Annotated in this window: 12 protein-coding genes and 1 pseudogene; 7 read left to right on the top strand and 6 right to left on the bottom strand. The window is 42.2% G+C overall.

Going from position 1 to position 14,590, the window contains the following annotated elements; genetic code table 11:
* Positions 1–8: 8 nt before the first annotated feature.
* The 3 genes from HMPREF3057_RS00385 to nrdI all read left to right on the top strand — a co-directional run bounded on the left by HMPREF3057_RS00385 (position 9) and on the right by nrdI (position 2,434).
* Positions 9–1,295, top strand: a complete 1,287-nt coding sequence (locus HMPREF3057_RS00385) for a response regulator transcription factor (protein WP_049519237.1) — start codon at positions 9–11, stop codon at positions 1,293–1,295.
* A 58-nt stretch (positions 1,296–1,353) separates the two neighbouring features.
* Positions 1,354–1,887: an ABC transporter permease gene (locus HMPREF3057_RS00390; protein ID WP_049489447.1), complete on the top strand. Its 534-nt coding sequence runs from the start codon at positions 1,354–1,356 to the stop codon at positions 1,885–1,887.
* Between the two features lie 76 nt (positions 1,888–1,963).
* Positions 1,964–2,434 carry a class Ib ribonucleoside-diphosphate reductase assembly flavoprotein NrdI gene (nrdI, locus tag HMPREF3057_RS00395; RefSeq protein ID WP_049489448.1) on the top strand — a complete coding sequence of 157 codons (471 nt, stop codon included), beginning with the start codon at positions 1,964–1,966 and terminating at the stop codon, positions 2,432–2,434.
* Between the two features lie 80 nt (positions 2,435–2,514).
* Here the strand turns inward: nrdI and HMPREF3057_RS00400 are convergent, their stop codons facing one another.
* From HMPREF3057_RS00400 to argS, 3 genes are all read right to left on the bottom strand, one after another.
* The gene (locus HMPREF3057_RS00400; protein WP_070695981.1) at positions 2,515–3,777 is read right to left on the bottom strand and encodes an NRAMP family divalent metal transporter; all 1,263 of its coding nucleotides are present in this window, start codon (positions 3,775–3,777) and stop codon (positions 2,515–2,517) included.
* 199 nt (positions 3,778–3,976) lie between these two features.
* Positions 3,977–4,222: a hypothetical protein gene (locus tag HMPREF3057_RS00405; RefSeq protein ID WP_000084865.1), complete on the bottom strand. Its 246-nt coding sequence runs from the start codon at positions 4,220–4,222 to the stop codon at positions 3,977–3,979.
* Positions 4,223–4,555: 333 nt separating this feature from the next.
* Positions 4,556–6,247 carry an arginine--tRNA ligase gene (gene argS, locus HMPREF3057_RS00410; RefSeq protein WP_070695983.1) on the bottom strand — a complete coding sequence of 564 codons (1,692 nt, stop codon included), beginning with the start codon at positions 6,245–6,247 and terminating at the stop codon, positions 4,556–4,558.
* Between the two features lie 154 nt (positions 6,248–6,401).
* Between argS and argR the strand changes: the two genes are divergently transcribed.
* Both argR and mutS read left to right on the top strand, forming a co-directional pair.
* A complete protein-coding gene (gene argR / locus HMPREF3057_RS00415; RefSeq protein ID WP_001231483.1) occupies positions 6,402–6,848 on the top strand; it encodes an arginine repressor in 447 nt (148 codons plus the stop codon).
* A gap of 50 nt (positions 6,849–6,898) precedes the next feature.
* The gene (gene mutS / locus HMPREF3057_RS00420; protein ID WP_070695985.1) at positions 6,899–9,433 is read left to right on the top strand and encodes a DNA mismatch repair protein MutS; all 2,535 of its coding nucleotides are present in this window, start codon (positions 6,899–6,901) and stop codon (positions 9,431–9,433) included.
* A gap of 41 nt (positions 9,434–9,474) precedes the next feature.
* Here the strand turns inward: mutS and HMPREF3057_RS00425 are convergent, their stop codons facing one another.
* Entirely contained in the window at positions 9,475–9,933 is a 459-nt protein-coding gene (locus HMPREF3057_RS00425) for a DUF3021 domain-containing protein (RefSeq protein WP_070695986.1), read from the bottom strand.
* Positions 9,930–10,370: pseudogene (locus tag HMPREF3057_RS00430) on the bottom strand (LytTR family DNA-binding domain-containing protein). Before HMPREF3057_RS00430 ends, HMPREF3057_RS00425 begins: the two are co-directional and overlap by 4 nt.
* 208 nt (positions 10,371–10,578) lie before the next feature.
* Between HMPREF3057_RS00430 and mutL the strand changes: the two are divergent.
* Positions 10,579–12,528, top strand: coding sequence for a DNA mismatch repair endonuclease MutL (gene mutL / locus HMPREF3057_RS00435; RefSeq protein WP_070695988.1), 1,950 nt, complete (start codon positions 10,579–10,581; stop codon positions 12,526–12,528).
* A 141-nt stretch (positions 12,529–12,669) separates the two neighbouring features.
* Here mutL and HMPREF3057_RS00440 read toward each other — a convergent pair whose 3' ends face one another.
* Positions 12,670–13,176, bottom strand: coding sequence for a helix-turn-helix domain-containing protein (locus tag HMPREF3057_RS00440; RefSeq protein ID WP_008277272.1), 507 nt, complete (start codon positions 13,174–13,176; stop codon positions 12,670–12,672).
* Positions 13,177–13,348: 172 nt separating this feature from the next.
* On the opposite strand from HMPREF3057_RS00440, the gene HMPREF3057_RS00445 reads away from it, so the two are divergent.
* On the top strand, positions 13,349–14,581 hold the full coding sequence (locus HMPREF3057_RS00445; RefSeq protein ID WP_070695990.1) for an MFS transporter: 1,233 nt from the start codon (positions 13,349–13,351) through the stop codon (positions 14,579–14,581).
* Positions 14,582–14,590 lie beyond the last annotated feature (9 nt).

Here is a 14,590-nt window from a genome sequence, read left to right on the forward strand (position 1 = left end):
GGGTAGAAATGTATAAAGTTTTATTAGTAGACGATGAGTACATGGTGACAGAGGGGCTCAAGCGATTAATCCCCTTTGAAAAATGGGATATGCAAGTCGTCGCAACAGCTAATCACGCAGATGATGCTTTGGACTACGTCAAGGGAAATCCAGTAGATGTGGTCATTTCCGATGTCAACATGCCAGATAAGACCGGACTTGAGATGATTAGGGAAATGAAAGAGTTACTTCCAGATACCTATTATATCTTGCTGTCTGGTTATCAGGAGTTTGAGTACGTTAAAAAAGCCATGAACCTTAGTGTCGTGGATTATCTGGTCAAGCCAGTAGACAAGGTGGAGTTGGGCAATTTATTAGAAAAAATTGCGAGCCAACTTCAGGAAAAGGTGGAGCAAAGCCAGACTCTTAGCCAAGAATTGGATGAAGAAGGCTTTGTCAACTTCTTAGCAGGTAAAGATAACTGGTGGATAGGTCTTTCCAAGGAAAAACAAGGTTCTTTCACAATTCCTTACTATGTTTTGGGGCAAGACTGGCAGATTTTCATCTCTGATCAACAGCTCGATGGCATCATCGTGACACCATTTGAAGCACCCTACCAGCAGTCTTTTGAGAATTGGAAGATCAATGCTGAGAAAGCCCTCTTCTACGGTTCAGTCAATCTAGAAAAATCCGAGAGTTTGTTTGCTTATTACGAGCCGATTTATCGGGTGATTATCCAAGGGAATATCAATCAAATCATCGAAGAATTAACCCTGCTAGAGAAGGTCGTCTTGGAAAATACCCCGCGCGTGGCCATCACGAAGCAGCTCTTCACTCAGTTTGTCATGGATGTCTTTCATTTGTTTGAACACCTAAAAGCAGATGATATGACCGAGATAGTCAAAGCTATCCATGCCATTAACACCTTTGAAGAATTGGTTGCCTATATCAAAGAAACCTTGACCAAGTTCTTTGGCCAGTACCGCATGAATGAAAATGTGGTGAGCGTGCTGGAGGTGATTGGGCGTGATTATCAGAAAGAGCTCTCACTTAAGGACATCAGCAAGGATCTCTTTATCAATCCTGTCTATCTCGGTCAGTTGATTAAGAGGGAAACCAACTCGACTTTTGCGGAATTGCTCAATAAACAGCGAATTAAGGCAGCGCAGCAACTCTTACTGTCGACCAGTGATAGCATCGAAGATATTTGCTATGCAGTTGGCTATAGTAATGTTGGATATTTCTACAAGGTTTTCCGTAAATTGTGCGGAAAATCACCGAAAGCTTATCGGAAACAAGTTGAAACCAGCTTGTAAAAGTTGTATTCCTGTACAAAAAATGCTATAATGTTCAAAATATCTTATGGAGGAAAACATGAAAAAGAATCCTATTTATCTTTGGGTCTTGTTAGTCCTATCAGCCCTCATTTCGGCTATGTCATTATTTGGAATCTTGAGTCCATTGCCAAGTAAAGATGTGCTTCGTGCTAGCCTAGCGAATAGCGGGACGCTTACTGCTCAGCAATTAGAAGACACAGTCAACTATACTTACCAAGTAACAGCGTCATCGCACTCTATTTTTAATACGTTGTTGATTGTCTTATCTGCAATTCTAGTTGTAGTAGCTTTTGTATTTCTTGTACGTAAAAATGTGCAATTCGCAAACTATGCTTATATTGGCTATGTTCTACTAGCTATTGTTGGTTTGGTTTATAGCTATATGAACGTTCAAGATGCAGTTCAATTAATCAAAGATACTACCCTCGGCTTAGGAATGGGAGCATTAGCACAAGGAACGAATATTTTGTTCATCATCATCAACGTCCTCTTTTTAGCCTTAGTCTTTTACAAGATGTGGCGCCAACAAAAAGATTTGGCCGAAGAAGTCGAAGCAGAAGAAGTTGCCTAAGTATTGACAAAAAAGAACTATCAAGTTACAATCTTGGTAGTTCTTTTTAAATCGTAAACAAAAAATCGAGGTCAATATGAAAAAAATATCCTTAGTTTATATCAGTCTGAGCGGGAATACAGAGAGTTTTGTAAGCCGACTCAAGGACTATCTCCTGTCCCAGCACGAAGGGATTGAGGTCCAAAAGATCCATATCAAGGATTTGGTGAAGGAAGGCCAAGAATTCTTTGAAATGGAGCATCCCTATGTCGCTTTCTTGCCGACCTATCTGGAAGGTGGAAATGGTGTCGATAACGGCGATGTTGAGATTCTAACGACTCCAGTGGGCGACTTTATCGCTTATGGAGACAATGCTAGTAAGTGTTTTGGGGTAGTGGGATCTGGCAATCGCAATTTTAACAATCAATACTGCCTAACAGCCAAGCAGTACAGCCAGCGTTTTGGTTTCCCCGTTCTAGCAGATTTTGAAATGAGAGGCATGCTGGGAGATATTAAAAAAGTCGCAGCAATCATTGCAGACTTGTATGAGTTAGAGACAGAAAAATAAAGTAGTACTGAGGGGCAGTTGAGATTTTCAACTGCTTTTGAGTATGCAAAAAGCACCCTGTCAGGGTGCCATTTTATAAACTATCCTGCTTTTCCGATGGCAAGTGCATAGATAAAGAAGATAGCGAAGCCAAAGAGGAAAATCAATCCTGCGATAGCGAGGAGTTTTAGCCAAGAAGGAAGATTTTTATTCTCACGTGTCACCAATACATAGTTCAAAAGAGCGAAGAATGGTGTTGTCAGGAAAGAACCGATCATGGCAAAGCGAAGCATGGTGGAAACTTGACCAGCAAAGAATTTAATAATTACGATACCAATGATAGCGGTAATGGTCATCCAGATGTTCAAAGATTTGCGAGAATCCTCTTTTTGACGAATCAAGAGTCGCAGCGATTCCTGATTGACACGAGAGTAGCCATCGATAACGGTGATGACCGTTCCAAAGATACAGAGAAAGGCGATAAAGGTGATCAAATAACGGGACCATTCTCCAAGAACAGAGGCATACATACCCACAAATTGAGAAATGTACTTGGCTGAAGCTGCTTCAACTGCTTGTCCTGTAGGATACTGAATCAGTGCTCCTAGTGCCACGAAGAATACAGCTAGGATAGCAGTTCCAATGTAACCAATGTTAAAGTCGAAAAGGGCGTCCGCTGTATTAAAGTTGACGGTCTTTTTCTTTTCAGCAGACCAGAGTGAATTGACGGCTGAAATTTCAATAGGGGCAGGCATCCATCCTAAGAGGGAAACGATAAAAGGGAGTGCCGCCATTTGCCAAGGTGTCTTTTCGACAAAATCAGAGCTGTATTCTGGATGTTTAATTGCTGCAATGATAACTGCAAGAACTGTTGCAATGGTCAAAGCAGACATAATCCATTTTGCCATACCATCCAATAGTTTGTAGCCACCAAAGAGTAGCATGGCCCAAATGACTGCAACAAGGATAAGGGACCATTGAGTGATGCTAAGACCGATCATTGGGAAGGCACTGGCGATGATAGCTGAGCACAGAATGGCAACACCAGCTGTGTTGACCATAGCTGAAAAGACATTGAGGATAAAGAAAATCCAGAGATAGAGTTTTCTTTTTTCAGCATAGCCTTCCACCAAGGTTTTGCCAGTGTCGGCAGTATATTCGGCACCAAAACGGAAAAATGGATATTTAAAGACATTGGCCAAGATAACTAAGAGGAGTAGTGACCAACCATAGGAACCACCAGCTTGAGTGGAGGATACGATGTGAGAACCTCCAACGGCTGCAGAAGCCATTAGGATTCCTGGCCCCATTGCCTTTAGTTTGCTTGCCCAGGTTGACTGGTTTGATAACGTAACTTGTGACATAATAAACACTCCTATTTTTGAATTTTCAGAATAATCTGAATAGATAGCTACTATTCTACAAAAAACTTAAAGGAAATGCAAGAATATTTTGAAAAAATATAGAAAATTACAGAAAACTTTACATGTACTGATGAAATTTCTCCAAGGAGAATATAGTTAAGGCTAAAAAAATCCGAGAAGAAAGCTTCTCGGATTTTGATTATTTCAATTGATCTGTAACGTCTTTTGAGAGCAACATTCCCAGATGGTAAGTTTTATTGATATGTGCAATGACATCATTGATATTTTCAGTCGTGTGAATTTTCTCTTTGATATCAGACCTAAATGTCTCGTCCTTCAAGAGTTGCTCTTGGTAGAGTCTTTGCAGTCTTTCCTTCTCGTACTTATTGAGCAGAAAAAGGAAAACCAAGCTAAGTACAACGAGGATATAAGCATATTGGCTCATAGGAAATCTCCCAGTGTGATAAAGAAATAGTATACGTGAATAAATTGTTTCATTAAACAGCTACAAGGCCGAACAAAATATAAATGTTATTTTGCTCAATCGTTCGGATTGCTTTCAAGTAATTTAAAAGATTACGACATGAGCCTAACCGAATCGATATTATTTGGTTAGGTGAATTAGTGAAGCGTTTGGGCAACTCGTACTGGTTACGACGTAAAGAAACATAAATCGACAATATTTATGTTTCTTTACTAGTGAGGCGCCTAGCCAAAGTCCGAATAGGATTTGGTGTTAGTTACTTAGATTGCTTCGCAATCAAGTAACTTTGGCGATTTACATCTTCTCCGGCGCTTCTACTCCGAGCAAACGAAGAGCTTCTTTGAGGACCACTGCGGTTGCGTAGCTGAGGGCTAGACGGCTGTCGCGCTCAGGACTTTCATCTAGGATACGTGTATGTGCATAGTACTTGTTGAAAGCTTGAGCCAAACTAATCGCAAATTTCGCAATAATAGAAGGTTCAAAGTTATCTGCTGCACGATTGATAATACGTGGGAAGTCTTGGAGTAGTTTAATGATTTCCCAGCTTTCAGCATCCTTCAGGCTGTAGTTGCCAGCTGTATCTGGTTTGAAATTAGCTTTGCGCAAGATAGATTGGATACGAGCGTAGGCGTATTGAACGTAAGGTCCAGTTTCTCCTTCAAAGGATACCATAGCTTCAAGGTCGAAGTCGTATCCATTTGTACGGTCGGTCTTAAGATCATAGAACTTGATAGCCCCAACTCCAACAGCGTGGGCAACCTGGTCTTTATTTTCTAACTCAGGATTTTTCGCTTCGATTTGGGCCTTGGCACGACTGATAGCCTCAGCGATAGTCGGTTCTAGCAAGATGACATTTCCTTTACGAGTAGAGAGTTTTTTTCCTTCTTTTGTTACCAATCCAAACGGAACATGGACAATGTCTTGGCTCCAATCGTAGCCCATCTCTTGTAGTACTGCCTTGAGTTGTTTGAAGTGGGCAGATTGCTCTTGACCAACAACATAGATGGATTTTGCAAATTGGTATTCGTTTTTACGGTAGAGGGCTGCAGCCAAGTCACGTGTGATATAGAGAGTTGCACCATCAGATTTTTTGATAAGGGCTGGATGTTCAATTCCATATTTCTCAAGATTCACAACTTGAGCCCCTTCTGACTCAACAAGAAGTCCTTTTTCAGCGAGAATGTCTACAACAGCATCCATCTTATCATTGTAGAAGGCTTCTCCGTTGTAGCTGTCAAAATCAACTTGCAATTCATTGTAAAGGCGGTTGAATTCCACTAAACTTTCATCACGGAACCATTGCCAGAGAGCGAGGGCTTCCTCATCTCCATTTTCCAGTTTGCGGAACCATTCGCGTGCTTCTTCATCCAAGCTAGGGTCTTTTTCAGCTTCAGCATTGATGCGAACGTAGAGTTTAAGAAGTTCATCGATTGGATGCGCTTTAACGGCTTCCTCATTTCCCCATTTCTTGTAGGCAACGATCAACATTCCAAACTGTTTGCCCCAGTCTCCTAGGTGGTTGACCTTGACCGTTTGATAACCGATTTTTTGGAAAATATGTGACAAGCTATCCCCGATAACCGTTGAACGCAAGTGGCCTACTGAGAAGGGTTTTGCGATATTGGGACTAGACATGTCAATGACGACATTTTCTTGCTTGCCAATGGTTTGGTCGGCATAGTGTTCTTTTTCAGTGATAACATCCTGTAATACCTGAGCCGAAATAGCAGATTTATCAAGGAAAAAGTTGACGTAAGGTCCAGTAGCGACAACCTTTTCAAAGGCTTGACTATTGATTTTTTCAGCAATATCTGTTGCAATCATTTGAGGAGCTTTACGCTCGACCTTTGCTAGAGAAAAGGCAGGGAAGGCGATGTCTCCTATTTCTGAGTTTTTAGGTGTTTCCAGTAAATTTAAAATAGCCTCTTGATCCAGGCTATCAATGACGCTAGCCAACTCGCTAGCAATCAATTCTTTTGTATTCATAAGGGCTCCTTTTGGGCTTTTTTACTATTTTAACACAATTTACTACATTTTTTGAGAAAGAAAAGAATTTTTTTGAATTATCTAGTTTTTTTGGTATAATGTAGTTATAAAATAAATGTAAAACTTGTTATAAATATTCACTTAAGAGGATAATATGAGAAAAAGAGAACGGCATCAATTGATTAAAAAGATGATCACCGAAGAAAAACTTGGGACACAAAAAGAGATTCAAGATCGTTTAGAAGCTCGTAATGTTTATGTGACACAAACGACTTTGTCACGTGATTTGCGTGAAATCGGCTTGACCAAGGTTAAGAAAAATGATATGGTGTATTATGTACTAGCAAATGAGACAGATAAGATTGATTTAGTTGAGTTTTTGTCTCATCATTTAGAAGGAGTTGCAAGAGCTGAGTTCACCTTGGTACTTCATACCAAACTTGGGGAAGCTGCAGTCTTAGCAAACATTGTAGATGCAAACAAGGATGAATGGATTTTAGGAACGGTTGCTGGTGCTAATACCTTATTGGTTATTTGTCGAGACCAGCACGTTGCCAAGCTGATGGAAGATCGTTTGCTAGATTTGATGAAAGATAAATAAGGTCTTGGGAGTTGCTCTCAAGACTTATTTTTAGCAAGGAGAGACGGAAAATGGCAACAGAAAAGCTATCACCCGGCATGCAACAGTATGTGGATATTAAGAAACAATACCCAGATGCTTTTTTGCTTTTTCGAATGGGTGATTTTTACGAGTTGTTCTATGAAGATGCAATTAATGCAGCACAGATTTTAGAAATTTCCTTAACGAGTCGGAATAAAAATGCAGAAAATCCGATACCCATGGCGGGTGTCCCCTATCATTCTGCCCAGCAGTATATCGATGTTCTGATTGAACAGGGTTATAAAGTTGCCATTGCAGAACAGATGGAAGATCCCAAACAAGCGGTCGGAGTTGTCAAGCGAGAGGTGGTCCAGGTCATCACACCTGGAACGGTCGTTGATAGCAGTAAGCCAGACAGTCAGAACAATTTCTTGGTTGCTATAGACCGTGATGGCAGTCAGTTTGGTCTGGCTTATATGGATCTGGTGACAGGTGATTTCTATGTGACGGGGCTATTGGATTTCACATTGGTTTGTGGGGAAATTCGCAATCTCAAGGCGCGAGAAGTAGTTCTGGGTTATGACTTGCCTGAGGAAGAAGAACAAATTCTAAGTCGTCAGATGAATCTGGTGATTTCCTATGAGAAAGAAGGTTTTGAGGACATCCATTTATTGGATTCACGACTGGCAGCTGTGGAGCAAGCGGCAGCTAGTAAGCTCCTCCAGTATGTTCATCGGACCCAGATGCGGGAATTGAACCATCTCAAACCAGTTATCCGCTATGAAATCAAAGATTTCTTACAGATGGATTATGCGACCAAGGCTAGTTTGGATTTGGTTGAGAATGCCCGTTCAGGCAAGAAGCAAGGCAGTCTTTTCTGGCTTTTAGATGAAACCAAAACGGCTATGGGTATGCGGCTCTTGCGGTCTTGGATTCATCGTCCCTTGATTGATAAGGAGCGAATCGTCCAGCGGCAAGAGGTGGTGCAGGTCTTTCTTGACCACTTCTTTGAGCGTAGTGATTTAACGGATAGCCTCAAGGGTGTTTATGATATCGAACGCTTGGCTAGTCGGGTTTCTTTTGGCAAGACCAATCCCAAGGATCTCTTACAGTTAGCGACCACCTTATCTAGTGTGCCACGGATTCGAGCGATTTTAGAAGGCCTGGAGCAACCTGCCCTGGCCTATCTTATCAAACAGTTAGATGCCATCCCTGAGTTGGAGAGCTTGATTAGTGCTGCCATTGCTCCTGAAGCTCCTCACGTGATTACGGAAGGTGGCATTATCCGTACGGGATTTGATGAGACATTAGACAAGTACCGTCGTGTGCTCAGAGAAGGGACTAGCTGGATTGCTGAGATTGAGGCTAAGGAGAGAGAAAACTCTGGCATCAGCACGCTCAAGATTGACTACAATAAAAAAGATGGTTACTATTTCCATGTGACCAATTCGCAACTGGGAAATGTTCCAGCCCACTTTTTCCGCAAGGCGACGTTGAAAAATTCGGAACGCTTTGGTACCGAGGAATTAGCCCGTATCGAGGGAGATATGCTGGAGGCGCGCGAGAAGTCAGCCAACCTAGAATATGAAATCTTTATGCGTATCCGTGAGGAAGTCAGCAAGTACATCCAGCGTTTGCAGGCTCTAGCCCAAGGAATTGCAACGGTTGATGTCTTGCAAAGTCTAGCAGTTGTGGCTGAAACCCAGCATTTGATCCGACCTGAGTTTGGAGACGATTCACAAATTGATATCCAGAAAGGGCGCCATGCTGTCGTCGAAAAGGTCATGGGAGCTCAGACCTATATTCCAAATAGTATCCAGATGGCAGAAGATACGAGTATTCAGCTAATTACAGGGCCCAACATGAGTGGGAAGTCAACCTACATGCGCCAGTTAGCCATGACTGCGGTTATGGCCCAGCTGGGTTCTTATGTGCCGGCAGAAAGCGCCCATTTGCCGATCTTCGATGCCATCTTTACCCGTATCGGAGCAGCAGATGACTTGGTTTCAGGTCAATCAACCTTCATGGTGGAGATGATGGAGGCCAACAATGCCATTTCGCATGCGACCAAGGATTCCTTGATTCTCTTTGATGAATTGGGACGCGGAACTGCAACTTATGACGGGATGGCTCTTGCTCAATCCATCATCGAATACATCCATGAACATATCGGAGCCAAAACCCTCTTTGCTACCCACTACCATGAGCTGACCAGTCTGGAGTCTAGCTTGGAACACTTGGTCAATGTCCACGTGGCAACCTTGGAGCAGAATGGGCAGGTCACCTTCCTTCACAAGATCGAGCCAGGACCAGCTGACAAATCCTATGGTATTCACGTTGCTAAGATTGCTGGCTTGCCAGCAGAACTTTTAGCAAGGGCGGATAAGATATTGACTCAACTGGAGAATCAAGGGACGGAAAGTCCTGCTCCGATGAGAGAAACAAGTGATGTTACTGAACAGATGTCACTCTTTGACGCGCCTGCAGAGCATCCTATCCTAGCAGAATTAGTTAAACTGGATGTTTACAATATGACACCTATGCAGGCTATGAATGTCTTGGTCGAGCTCAAACAAAAGTTATAAAAAGAATCCCACTCATGCATTTGTGAGTGGGATTTTCTCTATTACTTTTTATGGGCCAAAAGTTGATTGATGTGGTCCACTTTTTTTGCTTCTCTTTTATAGAGAATAACCCAGATGATGAGGTAGACGATCGCAAACTCTGGAATGAGCTGGAGATAGAAGGTCCAGTGGAAGGGGAACCAACCAGCCAGAGTTGCTAGTGGAACAAAGCCAGCCAGCATGAGGAAGAAATGGGAAAGTGTGGCACGGAGCAGGCTCCAGTCACGATTGAATAAGCGGCTGCCAAAGCTAAAGAGAACGCCGATAGCTGACCAGATAATCGTGCAGTAGAGCAAGACCAGGGCACCATGAACCTGATGTTGAACCATCACTTGGCCGATAAGAGACTCGGGACTCAGTGGGGCATAGGTATTTGGTGCATAAATGAGTGAAAAAAGGATAGAGAGGATGAGGCCGATAAGTACACCAGTGGCTGCATCGTGAAAGATTTGTTTTTTCATAGTTCTAATTTCTCCTTGATGGTTTTTAGGTAGCGGCGTGAAGAGTAGGTGAAGCTTTCGTTTTTTAAGAAAATTTCAACCAGACCGTTGGGCGTGAGCTTGAGATGAGAGATGGAGTCGATATTGACGATTTCAGATTGGGAAATTTGGATAAAAGTGGTCGGTAGAATTTCAAGAACTTGATAGAGTCGCAAATCAATGCTGTAGGTCTGACTCGACGTTTCTGCTAGAACCTTGCGATTCTAGATATAGAAGCGTTGTATCTTACCAATCTTAACTAGATAGACCTGATCATCAATCTTTCCTTTGATTGTTTCTTTTTGGTCAAGATTTTCAGCGAACTCGATGACTTTCTGGACTTTTTCGGTCGGCTGAGGAGTTTGGACAATCAACTTTTCCTCCTCGTAAGTCTCTTTAATCTGTAGTTCTACTTTCATAAATTTCTCTCCTTATATTTCATACAAAATTGTGATCACTTCTTGTACACCTTTATTAAACACTATTTTACGACCCATGGCAAGAGCTTTTGTCTATGTGGAGAGATTTGGAGTCTATGTGGTATTTGCTTTTTCTGATAGCATTTGAAATATGGTATAATAGCACTAATCAATTTCTAGGAAAATAGATACAGAAAGGGGCTGAAAGATGTCTCATATTATTGAATTGCCAGAAGTGTTAGCAAACCAGATCGCGGCAGGGGAGGTTATCGAACGTCCTGCCAGTGTGGTCAAAGAGTTGGTAGAAAATGCCATTGACGCGGGTTCTAGCCAGATTATCATTGAGATTGAGGAAGCTGGTCTCAAGAAAATTCAAATCACCGATAATGGTCATGGAATTGCCCACGATGAGGTGGAGTTGGCCTTGCGTCGCCATGCGACCAGTAAGATAAAAAATCAGGCAGACCTCTTTCGGATTCGGACGCTTGGTTTTCGTGGTGAAGCCCTGCCTTCTATCGCTTCTGTCAGTGTGCTGACTCTGTTGACGGCGGTGGATGGTGCGAGTCATGGGACTAAGTTAGTCGCGCGTGGAGGTCAAGTTGAGGAAGTCATCCCAGCGACTAGCCCTGTAGGAACCAAAGTTTGTGTGGAAGACCTCTTTTTCAACACACCTGCCCGTCTCAAGTATATGAAGAGCCAGCAAGCGGAGCTGTCTCATATCATTGATATTGTCAACCGTCTGGGATTAGCTCATCCTGAGATTTCCTTCAGTTTGATTAGTGATGGCAAGGAAATGACGTGGACAGCAGGGACTGGTCAACTGCGTCAAGCCATCGCAGGGATTTATGGTTTGGCGAGTGCTAAGAAGATGATTGAAATTGAGAACTCTGACTTAGATTTTGAAATTACAGGTTTTGTGTCTCTGCCTGAGTTAACTCGAGCAAATCGTAACTATATCAGCCTCTTCATCAATGGCCGCTATATCAAGAACTTCTTGCTCAATCGCGCTATTCTTGATGGTTATGGAAGCAAACTCATGGTAGGGCGTTTTCCACTGGCTGTCATTCACATCCATATTGACCCCTATCTAGCTGATGTCAATGTCCATCCAACTAAGCAAGAAGTGCGGATTTCTAAGGAAAGAGAACTGATGGCGCTGGTTTCAGAAGCTATTTCAAATAGTCTCAAGGAACAAGCCTTGATTCCTGATGCTTTAGAAAATCTTGCCAAGTCGACCGTGCGCAATCGTCAAAAGGTAGAGCAGACCATTCTCCCACTCAAAGAAAATACGCTCTACTATGAAAAAACAGAACTCTCAAAACCTAGTCAAGTTGAGGTGGCTGATCACCAGGTTGAATTAACTGAGGAGGGTAGGGACCTAACTCTGTTTGCCAAGGAAACCTTGGACCAGCTAACCAAGCCCGCAAAACTGCATTTTGCAGAGAGAAAGCCTGCTAACTATGGCCAATTAGACCATCCAGAGTTAGATCTTGCTAGCCTCGATAAGGCTTATGATAAGCTGGAGCGAGAAGAAGCATCGAGTTTCCCAGAGTTGGAGTTCTTCGGACAGATGCACGGGACTTATCTCTTTGCCCAAGGGCGAGATGGACTCTACATCATAGACCAGCACGCGGCTCAGGAACGAGTCAAGTACGAGGAATACCGTGAAAGCATCGGCAATGTTGACCAGAGTCAGCAGCAACTCTTAGTGCCCTACATCTTTGAATTTCCTGCGGATGATGCCCTTCGTCTTAGAGAAAGAATGCCTCTCCTAGAGGAAGTAGGTGTTTTTCTAGCAGAGTATGGAGAAAATCAATTTATCCTGCGTGAACATCCTATTTGGATGGCCGAAGAGGAAATCGAATCTGGTATCTATGAGATGTGCGATATGCTCCTCTTAACTAAAGAAGTTTCGATCAAGAAATACCGAGCAGAGCTGGCTATCATGATGTCCTGCAAGCGGTCGATCAAGGCCAATCACCGTATCGATGACCATTCAGCCAGACAGCTCCTTTATCAGCTTTCTCAATGTGATAACCCCTACAACTGTCCACACGGACGTCCCGTTTTGGTGCATTTTACCAAGTCAGATATGGAAAAAATGTTCCGACGCATTCAGGAAAATCATACGAGTCTTCGTGAGTTGGGGAAATATTAAGAACACAAAAAGCCTTTGTTCCTTTTGAACAAGGCTTTTTAGTTTTTCTAAGGTGGGAACTTGATTGGACATGGGCAACTTGACACGATATTTACACTTGCTTGACAAGACCAGTTCTATAAAAATGTTGTGAAAACTGAATTAGGTGATTCCAGGCTTTGTAGAATCGTCGTTGTCTGAAGGAGTCTCAAGACCAATGACCTTATCAAGATAACGTTGTTTGGTTTTGAGAACCTTATTGATAGCGACAGCAGAAGCGATTAAGAGAACGAAGGTTAGCCAGATCCAAGCGGTGAATTCAGCTGGAAAACTAGAACCGGCTAAAAAGAGATAGATAGCCAGAGCCAATACAAAAATATAAATCACCTGCCAAAGACCAAAGGATTTAACCTTTTTATAGTAGTTGTCTTTGTCTTCCTCCAAAATCACTGCTGTGGAAACTTTTTCAATGCTTTCATCCAGTAGTAGATAGTCAGTTGTCACTTGAAAAATCTTGCTTATTTCAATGATTTTTTCGATTTCAGGAAGGACTTGTCCAGACTCCCATTTGGAGATGCTTTGCCGAGAAACATTGATTTGTTCTGCTAGCTTTTCTTGGGACCAACCTTTTTCCTTTCGGAGTTCAAATAGTTTTTCTGCGAGTTTCATCATTCTATCCTCCTTTTTCTACTTCTATCCTAACAATTTTTACTTATAAAGAGAATACAATCTCCTGTACAATTTGTCAACCACCGGTTGCACTTGTGTTTGCAGTTTTCAGCAAAAAAATATGATATACTAGGTAAGAAAAAGCGAAGAAATTATGAAAAAGGAATGAAAGATGAAAGAATTTTTTGCCCTCCCCAAGCAAATTCAAATGCGGGAATGGATGAGCTTTGTAGCACGGATTTTAGAGAGTGCCATTACTCCTTTTATGGCCATGTACTATGTTCAATATTTTGGAGCCTTTTGGGCGGGGTTATTGATGATCACAACCAAACTCATTGGTTTTTTAGCTGGGCTGTATGGTGGACATTTGGCGGATCTTTGGGGACGTAAGAAAGTCATTGACTGGGGAAACTTTGGTCTTGCGAGTGGCTACTTTCTTGTGCTGCTGGCAAATATGCCTAATCATATTTTTCCCTTTTTGACTTTTGTCGGAATGTTGCTGGCAGAGACCGCAGGAACTTTCTCTTGGCCGGCTATTGATGCGATGATTATTGATTTGACCGACGAGCAAAATCGCCGTTTCGTTTATACGATTAGTTATTGGTTTGTCAATGTATCCGTTATGTTAGGAGCAGGGCTTGCAGGTTTCTTTTACGACCACCATTTTTTTGAGTTGCTTCTGGTTTTGACGGTAATTAGCTTCTTGAATTTTTTCCTCGCTTGGAAATATTTTTCAGAAAGCAAGCCAGCTAATCTGGTCTTTGAGCATGGTAGCAGTCCTTTGGCAACTGTGAAAAATTATGCTTCTGTTTTTCAGGACAAAATTTTCCTACTTTATACGTTAGGGACTGTATTTAATGGTGTTATCTGGTTGCAAATTGACAATTATATACCCGTTCATTTGAAAGAGTCATTCATCGCGAGTAGTATTTTCGGTATTCATATTTCAGGAGCTAAGATGCTCAGTATCATGGTCTTTATCAATACCCTGATTATTGTTTGCTTCATAACGACTGCCAATCGTTTGACCAAGGAAATGAAGCTCATACCGCAGTTTTTATTGGGAAGTATTATCTTTGACTTGGGTATGCTTTTCACCATTGTCTTCAGGAGTTTCTGGGCTCTGTTTTTGCTAGCCATTCTCTATACTATGGGGGAACTCATCTGCATGCCGCCAAGCCAAGTTTTGCGGGCGGAAATGATGAATGAGAATAAGCTCGGAACCTACTCAGGTTTCCTTAATATGGCGCAGCCTTTAGCGTCTATTTTAGCGGGGGCGATGATTTCTATCAGCGCTGCAACAGGTGCTGTAGGTGTTTGGTTCGTTTTTATTGTGTGTGCAGTACTTGGGTTGCTTCTTATCATCAGAGCAGCGCATTTACAAGGAATTGCAAATCAATTATAGAAAGTGAAA

Origin of the sequence: Streptococcus sp. HMSC072D05, from assembly GCF_001815805.1 — a bacterium.
Taxonomy (GTDB): domain Bacteria; phylum Bacillota; class Bacilli; order Lactobacillales; family Streptococcaceae; genus Streptococcus.